At 35.1% G+C, this 19,263-nt stretch carries 12 protein-coding genes; 3 read left to right on the top strand and 9 right to left on the bottom strand.

What is annotated here, in order from left to right; all coding sequences use genetic code 11:
* Positions 1–521: 521 nt before the first annotated feature.
* The 3 genes from TERY_RS21515 to TERY_RS21505 all read right to left on the bottom strand — a co-directional run bounded on the left by TERY_RS21515 (position 522) and on the right by TERY_RS21505 (position 5,558).
* Positions 522–2,735: an AAA family ATPase gene (locus tag TERY_RS21515; protein ID WP_370496049.1), complete on the bottom strand. Its 2,214-nt coding sequence runs from the start codon at positions 2,733–2,735 to the stop codon at positions 522–524.
* Positions 2,736–3,496: 761 nt separating this feature from the next.
* Positions 3,497–4,108 (bottom strand): hypothetical protein, encoded by a 612-nt coding sequence (locus TERY_RS21510; RefSeq protein ID WP_011613763.1) that lies wholly within the window; start codon positions 4,106–4,108, stop codon positions 3,497–3,499.
* A 349-nt stretch (positions 4,109–4,457) separates the two neighbouring features.
* Positions 4,458–5,558: an AAA family ATPase gene (locus TERY_RS21505; protein WP_011613762.1), complete on the bottom strand. Its 1,101-nt coding sequence runs from the start codon at positions 5,556–5,558 to the stop codon at positions 4,458–4,460.
* A 242-nt stretch (positions 5,559–5,800) separates the two neighbouring features.
* Here TERY_RS21505 and TERY_RS21500 point away from each other — a divergent pair, with 242 nt between their 5' ends.
* Both TERY_RS21500 and TERY_RS21495 read left to right on the top strand, forming a co-directional pair.
* Positions 5,801–6,193, top strand: coding sequence for a hypothetical protein (locus tag TERY_RS21500; RefSeq protein WP_011613761.1), 393 nt, complete (start codon positions 5,801–5,803; stop codon positions 6,191–6,193).
* Positions 6,194–6,645: 452 nt separating this feature from the next.
* The gene (locus tag TERY_RS21495; protein ID WP_011613760.1) at positions 6,646–6,969 is read left to right on the top strand and encodes a hypothetical protein; all 324 of its coding nucleotides are present in this window, start codon (positions 6,646–6,648) and stop codon (positions 6,967–6,969) included.
* 288 nt (positions 6,970–7,257) lie between these two features.
* Here TERY_RS21495 and TERY_RS21490 read toward each other — a convergent pair whose 3' ends face one another.
* Together TERY_RS21490 and TERY_RS21485 are read right to left on the bottom strand one after the other, a co-directional pair.
* The gene (locus TERY_RS21490) at positions 7,258–7,842 is read right to left on the bottom strand and encodes an ExbD/TolR family protein (RefSeq protein ID WP_044136991.1); all 585 of its coding nucleotides are present in this window, start codon (positions 7,840–7,842) and stop codon (positions 7,258–7,260) included.
* A 338-nt stretch (positions 7,843–8,180) separates the two neighbouring features.
* Complete coding sequence (locus TERY_RS21485; RefSeq protein ID WP_011613758.1) at positions 8,181–8,966, bottom strand: MotA/TolQ/ExbB proton channel family protein; 786 nt, start codon at positions 8,964–8,966, stop codon at positions 8,181–8,183.
* A gap of 775 nt (positions 8,967–9,741) precedes the next feature.
* Between TERY_RS21485 and TERY_RS21480 the strand changes: the two genes are divergently transcribed.
* On the top strand, positions 9,742–15,378 hold the full coding sequence (locus TERY_RS21480; RefSeq protein WP_011613757.1) for a PAS domain-containing protein: 5,637 nt from the start codon (positions 9,742–9,744) through the stop codon (positions 15,376–15,378).
* A 23-nt stretch (positions 15,379–15,401) separates the two neighbouring features.
* Here the strand turns inward: TERY_RS21480 and TERY_RS21475 are convergent, their stop codons facing one another.
* The 4 genes from TERY_RS21475 to TERY_RS21460 form a co-directional block, all read right to left on the bottom strand.
* Positions 15,402–16,091 (bottom strand): hypothetical protein, encoded by a 690-nt coding sequence (locus TERY_RS21475; protein ID WP_011613756.1) that lies wholly within the window; start codon positions 16,089–16,091, stop codon positions 15,402–15,404.
* A gap of 132 nt (positions 16,092–16,223) precedes the next feature.
* A complete protein-coding gene (locus TERY_RS21470) occupies positions 16,224–17,078 on the bottom strand; it encodes a D-alanyl-D-alanine carboxypeptidase family protein (protein WP_011613755.1) in 855 nt (284 codons plus the stop codon).
* Between the two features lie 337 nt (positions 17,079–17,415).
* Entirely contained in the window at positions 17,416–17,718 is a 303-nt protein-coding gene (locus TERY_RS21465; RefSeq protein WP_044137908.1) for a helix-turn-helix domain-containing protein, read from the bottom strand.
* 594 nt (positions 17,719–18,312) lie between these two features.
* Entirely contained in the window at positions 18,313–18,735 is a 423-nt protein-coding gene (locus TERY_RS21460; protein WP_011613753.1) for a SufE family protein, read from the bottom strand.
* Positions 18,736–19,263 lie beyond the last annotated feature (528 nt).

Here is a 19,263-nt window from a genome sequence, read left to right as displayed (position 1 = left end):
TGTTAAAACTTTTGAATGAGAAATATTTTGGTTCTCGGGTAAGCTCCTGAACTCAGTGGATATATTTTCATGACTCAATTTTTTTGACAAAACTTATACTGTTTCACCGAGCTTAAAAGTCATAATTTTCAAGGTTAAAAGTAAGATTTTTTGATATCTAAAACTTTGACCCCTTCAGTAATTTCAGGAAACTATTTAATCACCATTCTCATAAATTACTAACTTGAACTCAGCATTTTTTTTCTGTCAGAGTTGGAATTATTCTTGGAGGGGAATTTTCCTGAGTGCTGAATGCTGATAGCTGAATGCTTACTAAGAAATTACCAAAACTTCCCTACAGAAAAACAGGAAATGTACCCACCCCGAACCCCGACCAGATGCTTTTTCTTTCTTCCTGCTTACTGTATCCTTTCTCCTGACCAAATTCTCTCAAGTGTCAGTGTTCAACAGGATATGAGAACAGGGCTAAAACTCAACTACAAATAAAGACTTTTTTTGAATTTGCTGTTCTGGATCTGATCTTATTTTTCAAGTTGATATTTCACTACCCAACGGTGAAATAATTCTACGGCAAATTTTAGGTTTTCCTCCGTTTCGACTATGACATCGTGGCGAAAAAGGGTATCAAGAGCATCATTAATAATTTTTTGCTCTAAACCTGTAACTTCCTGAACCATGGCGCGGCTACAGTTTCCTGAATGGTTGGCTAAAGCTCTGAGAATATTTTGTTGTCCTGGTGCATTTTCCCCGGCTTGCCCCCAAACTCCTGTGAAATAATAGCGCCCTGTTTCAAATAGTTCATTTTCTTCAATAATGGTATTCACGTCGGCAACGGTAAAAATACCTTTTTTGGGTTTTCCTTCCTCGAATACTTGCTTGTTGTAGCGTCTGACAAGTAAAAATCCTAGGAGTTGCACCAGGTAGGCTTGCCCGAATGTTAGGTCGTAAATACGATCCATTGCTTCTGGTTCGTATTCGAGGAGGAAGTCTGGGTCTGGGTTGGCAAGGAGTTGACTGGTTGTGGCTTTGTTCAAAAAACTGACCGGGATGGGTATGAAGCCCGCAAAAAATGGCTGAAAGTAATCTTGTGTCATTTCTTCGAGAGTGTGCAGTCCGGCGAAGGCAAAGGCTATTTTCGGACTCATCTGCACGAAGCTCCGTAATACTGCCATGAAGTTAGGTGGAAGTTGTTCTGCGTTGATTAGGTTTTCAATACTTTCAAATTCATCCAGGGCAATAATTAAGCTTTTGTTGTCTAATTTTTTAATTGCCTGTTTTAAGTAGAGTTCAAAGGTTCGTTGGGGAAGTCTTAGTAGTTCCTCTGTGTCTGGTGAAGGAAGGCTTATATTATCTGAAATTCTATCACTAATGGCTAAAAATACTTCACCCATTCCCAGGGAAATGGCTTCTAAACTTTGGAGGTCGACATAAATAACTTGTGCATCTGCACCGGAAGATTTGGCAATATTCCGTAGAATTGATGTTTTTCCCATGCGACGATGACCGTAGAGCATAACTGACTGTGCTTGAGAACTCATAACCCACAGTTGCTCAAGTTCTCTCATAATATCTTCCCGACCTACAAACAGGTCTCCCTCTACTGGGTCCCCAATGACGTAGGGATTTTTTACGGGTTTAGTAATAGATATATCTCCGACATCTTTAGCAATTTTTTCTAAAGCTTCTTTCCAATTTTGAGCGATATCGACAATTAAATCTTTTTCGGCTTGGGGAAGTGTGTTTGCATTATTTAGGGTTTCTGCTAATTGACCGATAGCTCTGGCAAGGGCAAAGGAACGAGCTGACTTTGAGGTTGCTGTTAAAATAAGTCGGGTATCTTCAACAACACGATGTAAGTCTTTGATAGCTTTCCAGGTGATGGGGCGTAGATGAGGTTCTGGTGGAAAGTTGGGAATTTTTATTTCGGCAATGGTATCAGGAGATGTTGCTGTTTGAAATTGAGTTAGGGTTTGAGCTAGTAGAAACATTTCCTCGCCGTAAAGGATATCCCGTACTTGCTCAAACGCTGCTGTTGCTTTTTTTGGTTCTTTTTCGTAGAGATGCCAGAAACCTGCGGCTGTTGCGTGGGGTGGAGTATCTAAGCGAGTTGGTGCTGACGAGGTGCTTATACTTATAAAAGAAAAAAACCAATTTAATCCTTTAATAAACTCTAATTTTAACTCTTCCACTAAAGATGCAGAGGCAAATTTTACAAGTTTCCAATCATAGGGATGTTCTGCTAGCTGAGAAATTCGATAAATTATCTGTTCTGAGGGAATTTCTGCTAACACCTCATTAATAGCATTAACCACTGGAATAAACTGTAAACTATATTTTAAAAGCTGATCAATGTTTTCTAGACCTAGTTGCCAATCTTTTTTCAACCAAAGTTTTAAGCGAGTTTCTAGCAAGGGTAAAGGAATAGGAGTAACTCTAGGTAGGAGGAAACTACGATTTTGAATTGAGATCGAGTTGAGTGGCACACCAATTAACCAGTTTTCCGGACGCCACATTGCCACGCCGAACGCCACGCCAACCGCCACGCCTAACGCCACGCCAACCGCCACGCCAACCGCCACGCCAACCGCCACGCCGAACGCCACGCCAACCGCCACGCCTAACGCCACGCCTAACGCCACGCCGAACGCCACGCCTCCCGCCACGCCAACCGCCACGCCAACCGCCACGCCGTACGCCACGCCTAACGCCACGCCTCCCGCCACGCCGTACGCCACGCCTAACGCCACGCCAACCGCCACGCCAACCGCCACGCCGAACGCCACGCCTCCCGCCACGCCTAACGCCACGCCGAACGCCACGCCAACCGCCACGCCGAACGCCACGCCTAACGCCACGCCTAACGCCACGACGAACGCCACGCCTTCCGACACGCCGAACGCCACGCCGAACGCCACGCCAACCGCCACGCCTAACGCCACGCCTAACGCCACGTCGGACCAATTAATAGTAAAACCTATTTGCTGCAGCAACATACAAAACAAAAAAGGAACACAAACAATCAAAATTAATCCCTGAAACAATAACCTCAACTGGTTAGGATGCTGCCGCAGAAATTCTAACTGGCTTTCCCAAGTTTTTTGTTCAGCCAAACCTTCTCCCCCCCCATGCTTTTCCACATACCACGGCAACGCCTGGGGAAAGAAAAACACCCAATACAACAACCGCAAATAATCCAAAAGATTCCAAATAGAAAGGGGGCGCTTTAACTGTGGCGCTAGATCCAGACGGGGAACCGAGTCATTATCTTTTTTCATCAATTAATTAGTTGCTGCAGAGTCACACTATCACCTATATTTAGTGTTGTCAGGAAAGCAACCAGCAGATAAATTACCTTCCTCAAAATATAAATTTTTTTATCTTAGTATATCACCAAAACATTATAAAACATAGAAAAATATTCTTACTAATAAGTGTTTAATTAGGGCTTGCTGATTAAACATTAAAGCACAGAAAAACAGAGAATTTACCCATACCTTCAACCTTCTAAAATCCCCACAAGCACATCAACTAAAACCTCCAAATCTCCAGGAACTCTCAAAGAATCAATATTTTGCTGAATTAAACATTGTTTTTTATCCAAAAACCCAAATATCCAAAGTTCTCCCATAGTTACACAACCAAAAATTAAATCCCGTTCCCGTTCCCATTCTGATAATGCAATTAACTCAACAGCTAACTGTCTAAAACCTCCGGTCATATCATCATTTTTAGCCTCAATTACTAACAGTTGAGAATTAGCTTGTAGTAAATAATCAAGATTACTTTTTAATCGTTCATTTATATTCAAAGGATATTCAATTCTGAGGCAACATTGACAATAGCGAGCCACTTGCAAAAGTACCGGAGCAATTAAAACTTCTGGCCGTGCCGCCTCGCTACTCAAACTTACCAAAGGCAAACTTTCCTCTATTCGCCCGCCTAATTCCGGTAAACCCTTCAACTGCCGATGTGATGTAGGCAAAGAAAATTTTGCTCTTTTAAAATTGTAGTTAAACTCAGCCAAAATATCTTCCGTTTCATCAGGCAACTCGACATAAGAACCGAAAGTATAAGACTTATTTTCCTGAAGAATAGAATGCTGGGACATAATTAAGAATTTAGAAATTAGAAATTAAATAAGGACTCAGGTTCTTAGGGCTAGCTGATTAAATCTAAAAGCATTGACAAATAAAAGTCTTAGCCTTTTTTTTAGTCCCTAGTTTTCAGTCCTTCAAAGTCAAAAAGTTGGTATTTTAGGGACTCCCATGGCAGAAAAATCAAAGGACAAATGTATCTGACTACCGACCTTTCCCCTCCTAGTCGGAATTTGGGGCAGGTCCTCCAGGGTCCGATTTAGGGGTTTACACATCCTCTGTTCCTCTGTAGAGACGTTTTAGAGGCTTTTACTTACCCCCCTCCACGATCTGGGTTAGGGGTGGGTTCTCCAGGAATAGAGGTTAAGACTCAGTTCCCCCCTCCTGAAAAGACTTGTTCAGCAAACCAGAATTGTAACTCTTCGACTTAAATAATTCATGACATTGATGTATCACTTTACGGGGATAACCTTTGCTACTTTCAATAATTTGTAAAATCTCATCCTCACCAAACTTAATTCCTTGATATTCTGGCTCCAAAAAATCAGCCTGAAGGCGAGCATTAATAAAATTACGAATAGTTTTTTCATTCCAAGGTTTCAAATGTTCTTCAATACAAATATTTTCAAATGGAGAAGTTTTATCCCCGCTATCTGGAAACAAAGTATCCAATGATTTAGAAGCAGCAATAACTAAACGTAAAGGAGGCTCAAAATTACTTGCTAACCCTCGTAACTGACTACGCAATTTATTAGTAAACCAGTCATAACTAATATTTTCTACCACATCAAGCAAAAGCAAAATTCGGTGTAACTTCAGATTTCTTTGTAACAGATATCCCCGAGAAATTTCAATACCAACCTTCTCACAAAGAGCAGTATAAAAATCATCATCACTTTGAATATTTTGCAAATCTATATATATTGACTTCCGAGGTTTTTCAAGATATTTATCAGCTTTTTGAGCGATCGCCTTCAAAAGAGAAGACTTTCCCACTCCACCCTCCCCAATAATAGCAACACTACTACCACTATTAAGTACCTCAAAAATGCTATTAATTTCTTCCTCTCTATTAAAAAATAACCAGGAATTATCTATAACTCCACTTAATGGAATAAAAGGATTAGAAACTTTATTTTTAGGTTCTAGTGGAGACTTAGTAATTTCTTGTGAAAAATACCGACTTTGATATTCTTTTTCTAACTTTTTTAATAAGATTGGAAACTTGTCTTTTCCATCATGATTTATGATGTCTTTAAATTTCTTATATACATTACTCTTTCGTTTTCTATAAGTTTGCTCCTGACTATCATTCCCCATTACAAGACGAGACATCTCTCCATCTTTCTTCTCCAAATTTTCCTTGGCAAATCTTTTAAAAAAGAACTCTTTTTCTACTTTAGTCAAACGATATTCATTAGCAATTATTATCAGAAAATCATCCCATTGTAGCCCATTATTCATCAGCCAAACTTATATTTGATCCTACTTAGTATAGCGAAAAATATACCTTTTAATACCAACTCACTTTTTTCTTACTTTTGAATCTTGACTCTTGACTTGTAAATTTCAACTTTTGACTTGCCTAGGGTAAATAATATTCCCCCAATTCCCCTTAACCAGATTCTTCAGAGGGAAATTTTTGGGGCTTACGGAATCAAAAAATATTTCATATCTTGAAATTACAGATTTCTAGAAAAAAAAATATGAAAAAACAAAACCTATGTAAAAAATATTACTGCTTGTTGATTCAATACAACAGTAATAATAACTATTATGTTTTAAGACTTAAGCCAAAATTAGGTGATCCGAAAAAAAATCATCATTTGAAAAACAAAAATCACGGTAATAAACCCATTTTATTATTGAAGTCCCCCAATGATGATATTTATTTTCAATATAATCAAATACCCTGGGAAAGAAAACCAAAAATTAGATGGCATAGATTATTAAAAATAGCAATAGCAATAATAACTACCTTATTAACCAATTTTGCTCCTGTGAATCAAGAAAAATTAGATACCCAGACCCAAACCATGGAAATTATCAAAAATTATGCAACAATGACTAGAATAATTCTCGAATTTTATGATAAATAAACCAGCAATTATCAATTTTTATGGTAAACAAATTTAAAACTCATCTAAAAATGGGACATTTGCTAAAACATTCTTAACACTTACCTAAAAAAAAATTAAGTTTAATTTTTAGAGATGTTGGCATTTACACATTTTGTAATAACATAATTTAGTTAAGTGATAAGATAGTCAAACAAATTACCAACAAAGTGAAAACTTAAGAATAGATAAAAAACTAGGCGCCAATTAAAGTTCCAGCCCCCTTAACCTTTTGAGGGAGTAGGAAAAAGGCAAAAGTAATCTATGAATGAGTTTCATAATTTACCAATGTCCGCGGCCTAAATGCGTAGCATTTGACAATTAACTTTGGTGAGTAGCAAAGTAGTGCGACTGCTACTGAGTTAATTCCGCAGTTTTACATGGGTGCTTTGAAAAGTACTAAATTGCCAGATTAAGACTTAGGGAGAATAATTGTGGCCAAAAAAGACAAATGTCAAAAGTCTAATCTTCTCTACCAAAGGTTGCAAGAAGCATTAGAAAATGGTAATAAAGTTCGCATCGAAGCCGAGGAAACCTATTATGGTTTTCCTGTTACTTTAACAAAAGATTTTGTAGAAATTATGGTACTAGTGCCACCAGATGAATACGACGAAGAAGATGATTCTTTTAAGCAGGTGACTTGGTTAATTCGACTTTCTTCTATTTTTGCGATCGCTTACCCTACAGAATACTGGTCAACAGCAAGATTGGAAAAATTACTCGAAGTCGGTTCAAATCATATAGGGAGTAGAGAATAGATAATAGTGAGTAGGGAATTCTATTACCTGTTTCCTTCAAAAGTCGGTGATGGTAAATTTGAATAGTCCTCCATTATTATTATATTTATTATGAGCCATGGTAGTGGGAGCATCCTGCTCCACTACTAGTGGGCCTTATCGCCGCACTAAGCATTACTGCTTCTGATCTACTAATAAAGGAGCAGAACCAACCGAAGGTGAAAATTATTAACAGCTCAAAACAGACAATTGACAAATAGAAGCTAACAATTGACAAATAAAATAAACCTATTGTGTAGATGATTCAGATTATTCAGGAGCTTTTGGTAATTTATATTTATTAGGATCAACAGTTCTTCCTGGAAATGAAGGAGTCACCAAGTTATCTGAAGTATTATCAGCATCAGTTGTCCCTGTTGGATTATTTTTGTTATCTTCTTGAAAAGGAGTCACAGGATTCTCAGAAGTATTACCAGCACCAGTTTGAGGAGAACCGGGCAAAGTTGCTAGAGCCACGCGATCGCCTCCCACCTCTCGCAACAAATCTAAAACTTGCACAACATCATTATATTTGGCCTCCTTAGGAGCATATAATACAACAACCCCCCTAGGAGAAAGCTTATTATATCTACGTACAAACTTTTCTAATTCTATAGTACTGACAGGTTGTTTATCAATAAAAGTTTTTCCTACTTCATCCAAACTCACAAGTAACATATCTTGTGATTGAGGTTTACCTGTGGTAGCTTTTGGCAAATTAACATTAATTGCTTGTTGACGGGTTAACTGCAAAGCAGCTAAAAGAAAGAAAGTCAGAATACAAAAAATTACATCAATTAGAGGTATTAACTCAATCCTAATTTCTTCACTAATAGACTCTTGATTAAGCTTCATAATTTTTAGGTTTAGATATCTAGGAGAAATTATAGTCATCCATAGCAGTCATTTCAGTTATCAGTTATCAGTTATTAGTTATCAGTACTTCTGCTACTCAGCATTCTCATTGAAATACTAAATTAAGCATTTTTTTCCCAAACCTTGAAAGTGTAAATCTGTTTAAATACCGACTGTAGTAAAAAAGGAATTAGGAATTAGGAGCAATTGATGTGACAAAAGTATGTTTATTATTGCTAATAAATGAGACTTGATATAATAATTGATAAAAGAAAATTAAAGATGATTTTGCTTTAATGAATCAATAAGTTTTTTTTTAGTATTTGCTAACTTTTGAATCATTGATCATGAGAATTATCTTGAGATTGTTCAGGATCATTTTCAGATAAAAAATCTGTGGGTTTTTGATCTGGTTCTAAAGTATTTATATTATTCTGAGTATTCTGAATAAATGAAGTAGAAAAACCAGGATTTTGATTTTCTGATGAACTACTTAAAAATACCTGTTGCCAATATTGTCGGTAGAGCAACTCCAACTCATTGCCAGCCTTCCGAAAAACCTTCATTTGATTAAACAATAAACTTTGAAATAATCGATAAAATACCAGACTAAAAATAGCTACTACCAAACCAGTAGCTGTACTAATTAAAGCTTCACCAATACCTACTGTTACCCCAGCAGTGGAAGAAGTACCCAGATCACCTAGACGAATTGATCCTAGGGAACCAATAAGACCTAAAACAGTACCCAGTAAGCCTAACATAGGAGCCAAAGCAATTACTCCTTCAAGTAACTTATCTCCCTTTCGCATTGAGGCCAACTCATCATCAGCAGCAGCCTCCAGTGCCAACTTAAATACTTCCGGTTCTGGATGTTGTAGTCGTAAAGGTGCGTATAAAAAACGACCTATAGGTTGTTTCTGGTTACGTCTTGCCATTTCTGTTGCTATGCTCCAGTCACGGCGTGCCGACTCTAATACCCTATTAACCGTTTGTTTTTCCTTAATTAATAGACTTGTCCAGAACCAGATGCGATCAATTATGGTACTAAGGGACAAGATTGATAAAACTAACAAAGGCCACATAGCGGGGCCTCCCTTCTGAATCAGCTCTTCAAAAGTCACGGTATATTTACTCCAACAGTTTTTTACTCATTATTTACTTGATACTTGTCTGTTTGCTTCTTATTTAAGTTTTGAGAAACTTATAGCAATGATATCTAAAAAGTGAAAGGTTTAGGCTGCTTTAATGCAGGAAGTAGGAAACACTTTAGGTGAAGGAATTGGAGTTGGAACTATTTTTTAATAAGTTCAGTGATTTTAAACTTAGATTTTAAACTTATATTTAGGATTGCTATACTAAACTTTAATATGCTATAAAAAATATATTAACTATATTTATGGCAAATAATATGTAATAGGTGAGTGAATATTAACATTTATTAATAATGCTAAGACTAATATATAAAGTTTCAGGATATTTTCAATACTGACTTTGACCAAAAAATTAGGTCTTAAGCCTCTAGCTTCAATCTAAGGTACTGTTTCTCTACGCGATATAAAAAAGAAGTTCCGTGCCCAGAAGTTTAAACGATAACTGAGATAGTGACGAGTCTGAGAGTCTAATAGAAAATTAAATCATTGAGTACAGACGACATAAAATAGTCTAAAAAATCTTATTATTAATTTTAGATAAGTTGTTAATTAACAATTACGTTCTTAATTAAAATAATTAGTCGCAAAAGGTAGGAATTAACATTAATTAGGAAACCGCCAAAGTAGGTATGGGTATGACCTAAGAATTATAGAATCCCAGTAAAGAAAACCTCAAAAATAGCATTATTTCGGGACATAAACCCACATTAACAATTTTTAGCAAAATAACCAGAGTAACTGCAAAATGCTTATTCCCTCTATCAGTCAGGTTATTAATTACCATCCCCTTACTGCTACGGCAGAAACTGCTGTAGAAGATATAATTATTTCCATGAGTAGTACAGGTTCAAGTTGTGTACTAATTACAGAAAAACCATCTTTTTCTACTTCTATAAAAATAGTGACTCCAGGCGATCGCAGTCCTGGATCCCCAAAGGGAAATCATCATTCCAATTCTCCAGATGCAAAGCTACAATATTTAGGGCCAGTTATTGGTATATTTACTGAGGGAGACTTAGTGCAATTAGCCTCTATTGGAGCTCCTCTAAGTGGGTTTCCAATTGCTCAAATTATGATTAGATCTATAGTAACAGCACAACTATCAGAAATTCCAGATATCTTTGCTCTGTTCGCACTATTTGAAAAACATAAAATCAACCATCTACCAATTGTTGATAACTTAGAGAGACTTATAGGTCTAATTACTGGTCACAGTTTTCTTTTAAATCTGAACAATATCAAAAAAAAGGGTGAAAAATCAATCCTCTCAAGAAAGAAAATTAAGAGTCAACAAAAGTTATCTGCTAATCAAAATAATACTGTAAATAAAGGTTTAAAATCTGAGAATAATTTACTAAAAAATCCAAATAATCAACTATTACCTCAAGAAATAACCTTCGACTCATCTTTAGAGTTACCAGGCAACTTTATCCCAATTAATCACCTAGAAAAAACCCATGAATCTCAAGTTATTCAAGGTTCGTTTTCTTTGTCAATCAAACAAATTACCCAACTGATGTCTACCCATAATGTGAGTTATGTTTTGATTATTGAAGCCACAGAAAAAAAATATCAAAATGAGACTGATATTTATCTCAATCAAGAAAGTTCAAATTCTCAAAAATCAATCAAAATTATAGGTACAATTAGTAGTAGAGATATAGTACAACTACAGGCATTAAAAATAGATTTTAATAAAGTTAAAGCGGGGATAGTTTGTAATAAATCACCAATAGTAATAGGTTCTGATGTTACCCTAGAATTAGCTGTAGATTTGATCAACAAAAAATATTGCTTATTGCCCCTAATTGTGCAAAATTATATAGGTAAAATTGATTATTTTATTAGTCCTACAAAAGTTATTCGGCAAATACTTCTAAATAAGTCATTATATCAATCATTAATTCGCTTTTATAGTTATGTAGAAAAAACATATTTAAAATTACATCAAGCTAATAAAAAACTTAAGCAATACACCATTGAACAGAACAATTTAGAAAAAAGCCAACTAGCAGCGCCAGAAACTACAGGCATAACTCTAAAATTAGATCAAGATGGAATCTGGGATTGGAACATCGAAACTGGCGAAATTTTCTACTCGACTTTGGGGGAAAAAATGTTAGGTTATACAGAACATGAAATTTCCCATAAAATTAGTTTTGATGAATGGTTAAGTCGAATTCACCCAGAGGATAGGGATAAAGTTAATACTGCTATTCAAGAACACTTAACTAAAAAAAATACTATTTATAAAATCAAATATCGGATTCAAGGTAAAGACAATAATTTCATCTGGATTTTTGATAGTGGACAAACTTTATGGAAATCAGGAAAACCAGTGAGAATGGTAGGAATTTTTGTTGATATTACTAAGGAAAAAGAGGCAGAAATAAAACAAAGTTTTCTAGTAGAAAAGCATATCCAAATAATTAATAATTTGTCGGAAATAGTTTGGGAAACTGATATTCACGGCAACTTAATTTTTTTAAATCAAGCATGGGAAAAAATCACTGGTTTTAAACCTAAAAATAGCTTGGGAAAAAATTTTTTAGACTATATTCATCCAGAAGATATAAATAAGTTAAATTTTCTTACAAAAAATCATCCAGAAAATACAGAGTTAGCTATTATTCATAATAAATTAGTTGCAGATTCCTATCAATTACAGTTGTTAACCAAAACGGGAGGCTATTGTCCAGTAAAAATGAAGAGTACATTGGTATTTGATAGGGAAAACAAGGTTACTGGTATAGTAAGTACTCTAAGTAATATTTCTGAGGATATTGCCACCCAACAACAATTACAAGCTAGTCAAAAAGCAATCAAAGAATTGTATGAAGTGACTACAAATGCAGATATTTCCTTTGAAAGCAAAATAGTGGCATTACTGGAAATGGGATGCCATCGTTTTGGGATGGATATAGGTTTATTAGGGCAAGTTTTAGGAGAACTTTATAAAGTTATTGCAGCTCATCTACCAGAAAATTTTCTATTTGGAATAGCTGAAGGAGACATTTTTACCCTGGAACAAACATTTGACCAGGAAGCATTACAATACGATGAACCCTTCGTTATTGAATCAGCGAAAAACTCACAATGGCGACATCATCCTGCTCACACAGTGCGTCATGTCGAGTCTTATATTGGCACTAAAATTTTGGCATCAGGAATAGTTTATGGTACTCTTAGTTTTTCCAGTCGTCTTACTAAGAATAAGTGGAGTTCTATAGATATAGAAGTTTTAAAACTAATGGCAAATTATATTGGTGGTGAGTTGTTGCGAGAAGATGAGAGAAAAGCTTTAGAAAATAAATATCAGCACTTTTTATTACTTAAACAAATTACCCAAGAAATTTGCTCGAAGTTAGATACTAAAGAAATTTTTCAGACTACTGTTACTCAAATTGGACGAGCATTTAAAGTGAGCCGTTGTTTAATTCATAGTTATGTTACTGAACCTGATTTACATCTACCTTGTATGGCTGAGTATTTGGAAACAAACCATGAATCAATATTGGGTTTAGATCTGATTATTACTTCTAATTATTATACAGAAAAATTATTAGGAGAAGACAGAGCGATCGCCTCTCCAGATGTATTTTCAGATCCTCTGTTAAATTCAGATGTACCGATGTACCAGAAACTAAAAGTTAGATCAATATTGGCAATTCGTACCTCCTATCAAGGAAAACCAAATGGTATTATTCATTTACATCAATGTGATTATATACGTCAGTGGAAACAGGATGAAATAAGTTTATTAGAAGAGGTGGCATTTCAGGTAGGATTAACATTAGCTAAAGCACAAATATTAGAGTCAGAAGTTACCCATAAAGAAGAATTAGAGGCTGAAAATCAAGCCTTAGAAAAAGCACGAGAAGTAGCAGAAGTAAGGAACCGTGCTCAAGGGGAATTATTAGCAATGATGAGTCACAAATCTCAGACCAATATGAATGATGTAATGATGATGACAAGTTTGTTATTAAGTATGAAATTAAATCCTAAACAAAGAGATTTTGTGAAGACTATTCTCGCCAGGGGAGATGTAGTAATAAATATGATTAATAATATTCTTGACTTTACTAAAATTAAATCTGGGGAAGTAGAATTAGAACTAAGTCCTTTGGATATTAGAGGCTGTGTTGAAGATCTGCTAAAATCATTAGATATAATAGCAAAAAATAAAAAATTAGAACTTGCTTATTTAATTGATAAAAATGTGCCTAGAATAATTTTAACAGATGATAAAAAACTGGTTAATATATTGTTTAATTTACTAAAAAATAGTATTAATTTCACAAAAACAGGAGAAATAGTTGTTTATATTAGTGCTATAAAAAAATCGGAAAAAAGTCAGGAATATAGTCAATTAGAAGCAATAAGTTATGAGGAAATATCTGATTTTAAAGGGGCTGGCAAAATCACAGATAACTATGAAATACAATTTGCTGTTAAGGATACAGGTGCTGGTATTCCTCTAGACCAAATAGATCACTTATTTAAAGATTTTTCTCAAGTGTCTCCTGCCACGAATAGAGAATATGATGGTTTAGGTTTAGGATTAGTTATTAGTCAAAGATTGAGTCAAATGATGGGTGGTCAAATGTGGGTAGTTTCTCAGCCATTAGAAATTAAGAATTTGTCAGAGGAAAAAAAACAAATATCTCTCTTAAAAATTGAGGATAGTAGGGACATTAATTTCCCAAAAAATCCAATAAATGTTTATAATTCTAGTTCTCCTGAATCTAAAGTAAATATTGCCGGAAATCCACCGCATTACTTTGTTAAACCAGAACTAAGTGGCAGAGGTTCAATCTTTTATTTTACTATTCAAGCTAAGGCAATTGCAATGTATTCTCCGGAAATAGTTGATGGTTTACTAAGAGGTAAGAAAATATTGGTTGTAGAAAGTAATATTATTAATCAAGAGGAAATTAAACAGCAAGTTAAGCAATGGGAAATGATACCTATAGTTGCTGATTCTGCTACCAAAGCTTTAAGCGACTTGGAACAGGGAAAAGTTTTTGATCTTGGAATTATTGCTATGGATATTTCAGATATGGATGGGTTGACATTAGCTAGAAAGATTCGCAAGTTGGAAGCTGAACAAAACTCAAAACAAAATAAGAATGATAAGTCATTTTTACCATTACTAATGTTGAATTATATTGATACAGTAGATATTTCCCGAGAACTTCAGGAAGCAAAAGTTAGTCTAGCTGGATTTTTGAATATACCTATCAAACAGTCTCAGTTTTATAATGTTTTATTGGAAGTATTTGGAACTAGAAAGGAAGAAGAGGTAAACGACAAAGTTCCTAGTTTAGATATGGAAGATTTTCAAGATTTAAGTGAAAAAAATAGGGATTATACTAATATTCGTATATTGTTAGCAGAGAATAATGTAGTGAATCAAAAAGTTGTAATACACTTACTAGAAAAAATTGGTTACCTTGCAGATGTAGCTGCTAACAAAGTAGAATTTTTGGATGCTTTGAAGCGGATATCCTATGATGTGGTATTAATGGATGTGCAGATGAATAATGGAGATGGGATAGGAATAACTAATCAAATATGTCAAAGATACTCTGAAGAAAAACGCCCTTGGATAATTGCTATGACAGCTAATGCAAGGTCGGGCGATCGCGAGAAGTATCTAAATGCTGGTATGGATGATTATATGACTAAACCAGTTGATCAGGAAAAATTAGTAGAAGTTTTAAATAAATTCAAGAGAATACGAAACCAAAAATTAGGCTCCAAAACGGATTTAGAAAATGCAGTTAGGAGTCATTCTTCTGTTATCAGGTCAACATTAGTTAAAACTAACTCTTCTAGGCAACCAGTTATTCAGAAGCCGAGTTTTACTAACTTTCAGGTAGAGTCAACTTCTCAGTCAGATGAAATAATATCACTCAAAAGTACGTTGCCTATTGTTATACCAAGCAATATAGAAGATGTACCAGAAACTAAAGAAATTACAATGCCAGGTTTAGATTTATTAAACGATCAACAACTGGCTGTCGATCCTAAAATTATAGAAAAATTTTGCAATCTTTATTATGATGAACCAGATACCCCAATTATTTTGATACAAGATTATCTTACTGATGGGAATAAAAATATAAATATGATTAGGAATTATATCAACAAGGGTAATTTTAATGCATTAAAGACAGCTTCTCAGAAATTCAAGACTAGCAGTGCTTTATTGGGGGCAATTAATTTTTCTAAACTATGTGAAGAGTTAGAGAAGATGGCTCTTGCTGTGATTGAGTCTAGAGAAGATTTTGATTTAGAAAAAGCTACGAAAATTTTCTTACAAAGCAAAAATGAATGGGAAAGAGTTCAAAAAGAGTTAAGTACAAAAATGAATTGCTAGTCCTTGAGCTGGGAAATAGTAAATTAATCCTGATCTACAGAAAGATGCTCCTTAATGGTTTGATAACAATCAGAAACGGACGATCTTTCTGTCATGGCCTTCACTAAAGCTTTATAGGCAGACTGATGATTTTCTAACAAATTACGAGCTTGCAAAGATGCCCAACTTTGTTTAAGTTTAGACTCTCCAGGACGTTTTAATTGTCTCAAAATTGCTGTAATCTTAGTTCTATCTTCTGCTCCACCCTCAGCATTACCATAAACTAAGTTTTCTGCAGCAATACCAGCCATCCAGACTGTACAATATCGGTCTACAAGTTGAGAAGAAATTACACCACTGTATAACTGAGCAGCTAATTTTTGGTCATCAAATCTAACTCCTCCCTGAGATGACTGACCTTGCCGAAATGCTTCCCAGGCATTCAGAGCATATCCACTTATAGGAATTTCTAATAAATAAGCTACTAAAAAATGTCCAGCTTCATGACAAATAATTCGATCGCGTTTTTCGGAGGATGTTCCTGCTACTAAATCTACAAGAATCATACTTCCTTGACCTTGCCATCCCAAGGTATCTATAGTTGCTAATACTAGCACAGAAAAAGTAGCGATCGCGATATAAAATGGAGATATATTAAATATCGGTCCAAGTAAGCTAGACATGGTCATAACAAAGATACCAATAGCAATAATATTAAGTGAAGTTTGTCTCATAATTCAATTTAATTTTATTAAAGTCCTTAACAAGCAATATTTTTGAGTTGAGCTGATATACCCAGTTTTTCTGCAAGAGGCTAGCTAAATACTAAATGCTGAAAGCTATAATCTTAATTTTCTATTTGCTACTCACTCCTTGAGTGACCTCGCCTCCTCAAAAGTCTTTAAACTATGACTATCTCCTACAAACCTCCAATGCCAAGGTTCATAACTAATACCTTGAGGATTATCTTTGGGAAATGATAACTCAAAACCATAATTCTCAGCATTTTCTTGCAGCCACTGGAAAGCTTTTGTGTTTTCAAAACTAACTTCGAGATGAGTCTCTGGCATTCTAGCATCACCAATATCAATAGCGTAACCTGTATGATGTTCGCTGTAACCTGGAGGGGCACTAACTTCTGCTCTTTTAGATGTTTCCTGTCCCCGCTCTGCTTTCACCTCAAAGAATAAATATTGTTGATCTCCCACAGTTCTAAACCCTGAGAGAGGAACCAACTCGATATTTGCAGACCAAGCTACATCTGCCATAAGATCAAATTTTTCTGCTGCAATTGAACGCAGTCTAATATTTTGATTGCCAAAAACTGGTGTTAATTCTTGCCAAGATGCTTCTTTGTAGGGCAAGTGTCCGAGGATATTTTCTCTCTGCTTAATGGAAGAATTGAAAGATGGCGAAGGTGAAGGTGTTTCTAATTGAGTTGGAGATGTTTCAACTGCTTTTGTGCTGATTTTTTGTTTCATTTGGACGACAGGAGATGTGTTGAGAGTTTTGTTAAATTGGAAATGCCAACTAATACTAATTATGAGAGCGATCGCCCCCATTGCTAATAATTGCCAAATTTGCCAGATTTTCTGAGGCTTAAAAGATTGGTGTTTGGCACTTTCTTCTTCATCTCTTACAGCTTCAGGAATATCATCTACTGGTAATTTTGCCTCATCTGGTGTTTTTTTTAATAAACCCAGCTTATTCAAAATTTTCACCTAAAACTCCTTAATAGTTTGTAAGTTTTTTTGCTTGACCAACAGTCTGAAAAACCCCCGGCATCACTTTTGTTACATTCCCTGTTACGGCGCTCAAAACCTATTTCTAGAGTAAATATTACTCAGCCAATTTTTAATTAATTAGCTATCAACTTTTAGTATTTCTCTACAGGAATTCTCCACAAGTAGCTAAATTTATGCCTAGGAACTACCTTAACAGCTTTTAGTAGCTTGGGGTTAACATCTCCGGTAACTCCAACCGCTAGATGGTTTAGGAAAGGTTAAAATCTTCTTGTCAACCCTAAAAAAAATATCCTACTGATTATTGAGTACTTCATTAATGGCCAGTTGCCGATTCTGTGGTTTTGGCCTCATCTAGTTCATCATTATTGTCTATAAATTTTCTAGGTCTACCTGGTTTACGCTTGTGACGTTGACTAATAGATTTATCGCTGGCCAAAGCTAATTCTTCTGGACTGCATTTTAAAATATCCAGAATTTCTAGAAATTTTTGGGGGGTCATAGTTGGTTCTGTACGCCCCGTCTCCCAGTTACGAACACTGGTTTCGCTGATACCCAGGCGATATGCTACCTCAGCACGGGTAAGCCCCGTACGTTCTCTCAGGGCTTCCATGTCCATACTTTTAATGTTTCCTCCACCAATCATTTACAATACAATATATAGTATAGTATTTTTTAAAAACTGATTGGATAATTAAATCAAACTACTTTATTCTAAGCTCGTTAAAATTTAATTGTCTAGTTTTTTAAAAAAAAGACTCTATTATTATTTGCTGGCAGTAGGGAGTAGTATGGAGGAATAGGAGGTATCTATAATATAGAGGCAATTGGAGGTGGGAGTTGGAATTGTCCCTTGATATTTTTCCCTGGTTTGAGGTGAAATGATAGCTTTTTCGGCTTTTCACTTATCTTTCAAAAGCTAGGACTTTCTCTACAAAAAAAAGGCTACAGTTTTCATCTTTAAATTCTTTGATCCTTAATCACCTCAACATACTTAACTTATGGCCATAAAAAAATGGCCTAACATCCTAAGTTTGTCTCAATCACTATAAGTATAAACAAGGGTCAAGACTTTTCAGCTTTGGCTTTAGTGAACATATTATATAGGATTTCTTGAGGTACCTCAGTACAGTTGTTTTTGTTCTTTTAAACTCCCTGTTTCCCAAATTACTAATAATTAGTTACCTTAAGCTACAAAGTTCCTGCTCACTTATTACTCTCTTAAATTTGAATAGAAATTAGCTTTACTTTTCATCAGTTGAAAAATATTGTAAAAACCATTAGCACGAGAAGGAGTCAAGCTTACTTTTAAACCTGTTTCTTCAATAAAATCTGGAGTTATTTGAGTGATTTCTTGAGGTGTTAATTGATTCAAACCTTCAATTAATAAAGCGACTAATCCCTTAACTAACTGAGCATCAGAATCCCCCTGATAATAAACTTTTCCATCAGTTAAGTTAGCAGTAATATATACTTGAGATTGACAACCATAAACTTTATTTTCTGGTGTCTTTTTATCCTCAGGAAAATCAGGTAATTTTTTGGCATACCAAAGTAGTTGTTCATAACGTAACTTATTGGAAGATGCCCGTTTAAATTTTTTAACAATACGTTCTAATGAAGATGGTAAAGACATAGATTAAAAATCAAAAATTGGGAATTGGGAGTAGGATAGGAAAAGAGAAAAAAATATTTACTATTAAGAATTATACAACACTAAACTAATCACCGAACCTAAAGATAAATTTTATTTGTGTTGGCAATTTAGTTAAAGTTACTAATTAAAACTATATGTAAGAAGGATGGTAATAATTTGTGTAAGTGATTACTTTTATAATTAATTCTGAATCACATTTACCATTTTTCACCTAAAAATTGGGTTTAAAACTTCCCCTATAAATGGAGAGCTTTTCAGTTGTTTTTGGGAATGCATATCTTAATTTTTAAAAAATATTAATTAATCTTTTTCAGGGACTTAAGAGACAAAAAAACAGATCCACAGAGGTTGGGTAACCTGCCCTAAATCACCCCCAGGGGTGGGTAAAGTCTGTAGAGCGTGGAGTTTTGTCCAAGAAAAGGTCAAACAGCCTGAATTTTTTTCAGTAAATGTTATTGTACTCACAATACCTCAGAATACGAGGGTAGTTCTGACCTCTATGACTCC

The organism is Trichodesmium erythraeum IMS101, from assembly GCF_000014265.1.
Taxonomy (GTDB): domain Bacteria; phylum Cyanobacteriota; class Cyanobacteriia; order Cyanobacteriales; family Microcoleaceae; genus Trichodesmium; species Trichodesmium erythraeum.
The sequence above is the reverse complement of the archived record's forward strand: the minus strand, read 5'-3'. Positions and strand labels throughout refer to the sequence as shown.

Bases quoted from the DNA above. Each gene is read 5' to 3' on its own strand.
- TERY_RS21510 (WP_011613763.1), bottom strand. From the start codon at position 4,108: ATGTCCCAGCATTCTATTCTTCAGGAAAATAAGTCTTATACTTTCGGT.
- TERY_RS21505 (WP_011613762.1), bottom strand. From the start codon at position 5,558: ATGAATAATGGGCTACAATGGGATGATTTTCTGATAATAATTGCTAAT.
- TERY_RS21500 (WP_011613761.1), top strand. From the start codon at position 5,801: ATGAAAAAACAAAACCTATGTAAAAAATATTACTGCTTGTTGATTCAA.
- TERY_RS21490 (WP_044136991.1), bottom strand. From the start codon at position 7,842: ATGAAGCTTAATCAAGAGTCTATTAGTGAAGAAATTAGGATTGAGTTA.
- TERY_RS21480 (WP_011613757.1), top strand. From the start codon at position 9,742: ATGCTTATTCCCTCTATCAGTCAGGTTATTAATTACCATCCCCTTACT.
- TERY_RS21475 (WP_011613756.1), bottom strand. From the start codon at position 16,091: ATGAGACAAACTTCACTTAATATTATTGCTATTGGTATCTTTGTTATG.
- TERY_RS21465 (WP_044137908.1), bottom strand. From the start codon at position 17,718: ATGGACATGGAAGCCCTGAGAGAACGTACGGGGCTTACCCGTGCTGAG.
- TERY_RS21460 (WP_011613753.1), bottom strand. From the start codon at position 18,735: ATGTCTTTACCATCTTCATTAGAACGTATTGTTAAAAAATTTAAACGG.